General features: G+C 43.6%; 3 protein-coding genes. 1 reads left to right on the top strand and 2 read right to left on the bottom strand.

What is annotated here, in order from left to right:
• A partial coding sequence (locus AACQ17_RS07840; protein WP_094167806.1) for a peptide MFS transporter occupies positions 1-1,375 on the top strand: 1,375 nt, incomplete at its 5' end.
• A 91-nt stretch (positions 1,376-1,466) separates the two neighbouring features.
• Here the strand turns inward: AACQ17_RS07840 and hemH are convergent.
• Both hemH and adk read right to left on the bottom strand, forming a co-directional pair.
• Positions 1,467-2,432: a ferrochelatase gene (gene hemH, locus AACQ17_RS07835; RefSeq protein ID WP_094146926.1), complete on the bottom strand. Its 966-nt coding sequence runs from the start codon at positions 2,430-2,432 to the stop codon at positions 1,467-1,469.
• Positions 2,433-2,547: 115 nt separating this feature from the next.
• The gene (gene adk / locus AACQ17_RS07830; RefSeq protein ID WP_013857306.1) at positions 2,548-3,192 is read right to left on the bottom strand and encodes an adenylate kinase; all 645 of its coding nucleotides are present in this window, start codon (positions 3,190-3,192) and stop codon (positions 2,548-2,550) included.
• Between the last annotated feature and the right edge of the window lie 200 nt (positions 3,193-3,392).

Here is a 3,392-nt window from a genome sequence, read left to right as displayed (position 1 = left end):
TCAATACTTTGGGCACCCAAGGGGCCTATTTTTACTTTTTGGCACAGAGCTATGGGAGCGTTTTTCGTATTATGCGATGCGCGCCATTTTGGTACTTTATCTTACAGACGCAACGATGAATGGCGGTCTAGGTTGGTCGACTAAAGATGCTCTCGATCTTTACGGCACCTATACAGGGCTAGTCTACATCACACCGCTTATTGGTGGTTACCTTGCAGATAACTACCTTGGGCAACGCCGTTCTATTTTATTGGGTGGAGCGTTAATGGCCATTGGTCAATTTACGCTAGCACTGCCTGCAGATGTGCTAGGCATTGGCTCTCTACACACTTTCTATTTAGGCCTTGCACTGCTTATCTGTGGTAACGGTCTATTTAAGCCCAATATCTCAACAATGGTTGGTGACCTATATAATGAAGGTGATAACCGTCGTGATGGCGCGTTCACCATCTTCTACATGGGGATCAATTTAGGTGCGCTACTTGCTGGTGTGATCTCTGGTTCAGTTACTAATTCATTTGGTTGGAAAGCCGGTTTTGTGGCCGCTGGTATTGGTATGCTGATCAGCCTTGTGATGCAAATGGCAATGGCTCAATCATGGCTTGGTAATATTGGCCGCGAACCAGCAGCTAAGCGCGATCTAAAACTGAAAAAATCAGCAAATAAAGAACCACTAACGAAAGCAGAAGTAGATCGTATCAAAGTTATCCTTGTGATGAGTTTGTTTACTATTGTTTTCTGGGCGGGTTTCGAACAGGCTGGTGGTTTAATGAACATTTACACGCAGCAATACACTGATCGTATGATGGGTGGTTTTGAGATACCTGCGGCTTGGTTCCAATCGTTAAATCCATTTTTCATTATTACTCTTGCCCCTGTATTAGCCGTATTATGGGTAAAATTAGGTAAGCGTGAACCAAACTCGCCAATGAAGTTTGCATTAGCGATGTTCTTCTTAGCCCTAGGCTTCCTATGCATGGTTGGTGCGGTTATGGAGCAAGGTGGTGACACTACCGTAAAAACATCAATGCTATGGCTTGTCGGTGCCTTCTTCTTCCATACCTTGGGTGAACTGTGTCTATCACCAATTGGTCTATCGCTTGTCACTAAACTAGCCCCACTACGCCTTGCTTCATTAATGATGGGAGCATGGTTCGGTTGTAACGCAATCGCGAATTATGTAGCAGGCCATGTAGGTTCTCATGTTGGAGAGCTTGGTGCGATGGCTATCTTCAGCGGTATTGCAGTAACAGCAACCATTGGCGGCGTCATTTTACTGTTGTGCTCTAACACGCTCGTTCGTTGGATGCACGGTGCAGAAAGAACCACAAGCTACGCTGAAGAAATTGAAGAGCAACAAGCTCAGTTGGTTTAGCTTCAAATTCACCTAGTAGTAATTCAAGAATAATAATGACAAACGGTCACGCTATAGTGACCGTTTTTGTACCAGAAAAGAATTCAACTCATCAGCGCTTAACTAAGGAAGCCATCATTTCTATATGCATTGCCGAATCATTTAGGCACTCAATGTAGGTAAACAATTCTCCACCAGCGTGAATAAAAGTTTCTTTACCTTGCTCAGCTATCTCTTCTAGGGTTTCTAAACAATCCACCGAGAAGGCGGGTGTGATGATATCCAACTTTTTAATACCGCGGCTTGGCAGAGCCTCTAATGTTTTATCCGTATAAGGCTGTAGCCACTCTTCACGTCCAAAAATAGACTGATAGGTCAGGCCGATTTGGTCAGCATTCAAACCAAGTTCTTGTGCCAAAAGTTCTGTGGTTTTTTGGCAATGCTGTGGGTAGATATCACCGTTATCGGCGTATCGCTTAGGGATACCGTGGTAGGAACAAAGCAAATAGTCACCTTGCCCGTTACGTTGCCAAGAGTCACGGACTTTACTCGCCAAAGATCGTATATAAGCAGGGTGATTATGATAATCACGAATAAAACGTAAATTGGGCGTCACAGGCATACGTTTCATCGCTTTGGCAAGGCCATCAAACACGGCAGCCGTAGTAGTACCAGAATATTGAGGGTACAGAGGCAGCACCACAATCTCTTCAACACCACGCTCCAATAATGTGTTGATACCCTCTAAAAGGCTTGGTGAACCATAGGTCATACCAAGTTCCACTGGTGTACCGAGATACTGTTCTAACGCTTGCACTTGGCGTTTAGAGTACACCATCAAAGGAGAGCCTTCTTCCATCCAGACAGATTGATATAACTTAGCAACCTTGGGGGCTCGCAGCGGAAGAATCACACCATGTAATAATGGACACCAGATCCAACGACTCATATCAACCACACGTTGGTCATGTAAAAATTGGCTTAAAAATCGTTTTACTGCCGATGCCGTCGGTTCACTCGGCGTTCCCAAGTTAACCAATAGCACACCCTGTTTTTGATTATTTTGCATTACTTCCATTCATCCATTTCATTGTTAATTATTGAGTACGAATTCGCGGCAGGAAAGTTCATAAAAAAAGCGACCTTTAGGTCGCTTTCACTATAACAAAGTTAACAAGCCTATACTGAGCCAATTATGCTAATGCTTTCTCAATATCAGCGCTAACTTGAGCAACTGGCTTAGTGCCATCAAATTTTAGGTATTTCGTATTACCCATTTGTGCTTCTTTACCGTAGTAAGTGATCAGTGGCGCTGTTTGCTCGTGGTAAACACCTAAACGAGCACGAACGGTCTCTTCTTTGTCATCATCACGAACGACAAGATCTTCACCTGTTACGTCATCTTTACCTTCCACTTTTGGCGGGTTGTAAATGGCGTGATAGGTACGACCAGAAGCCAAGTGAGCACGACGTCCAGCCATACGCTCAACAATAACGTCATCGGCAACATCAAACTCAATCACATAGTCAACATTAATGCCCATTGCTTTTAAGCCATCAGCTTGAGGAATCGTGCGAGGAAAACCATCGAGTAAAAAGCCCTTTTCACAATCGGCTTGGGTGATGCGTTCTTTGATTAAGCCAAGGATGATTTCATCAGAAACAAGTTGACCAGCATCAATCACTGATTTCGCTTTTTTGCCAAGTTCAGTACCTGCTTTAATCGCAGCACGTAACATATCACCAGTAGAGATTTGTGGAATACCGTACTTCTCCATGATGAATTGAGCTTGAGTGCCTTTACCTGCACCGGGAGCACCTAGAAGAATGATGCGCATGTTTAATCCTCTTTAGAAAATTATGATTTATACCGAAGCTCACAACCAGATGAGACTTAAAACCAACGGTAAGTTTCGGTATAACGGTAATGAGATGAGTGAATAATAATTCGGCGAGCAACATACACAGCTTACCGATCGCATTCAAGCGATGCATTCTAACATACAAATTTAAGCGACTAACCAGATTAAGACTAAAG

The organism is Vibrio sp. V10_P2A27P122 (assembly GCF_963874335.1).
GTDB lineage: Bacteria > Pseudomonadota > Gammaproteobacteria > Enterobacterales > Vibrionaceae > Vibrio > Vibrio anguillarum.
Note: the sequence above shows the minus strand (reverse complement) of the source record. Positions and strands in the feature narration are given on the sequence as shown.

Coding starts and splice junctions, on each gene's coding strand:
- hemH (WP_094146926.1), bottom strand. CDS start 2,432: ATGGAAGTAATGCAAAATAATCAAAAACAGGGTGTGCTATTGGTTAAC.
- adk (WP_013857306.1), bottom strand. CDS start 3,192: ATGCGCATCATTCTTCTAGGTGCTCCCGGTGCAGGTAAAGGCACTCAA.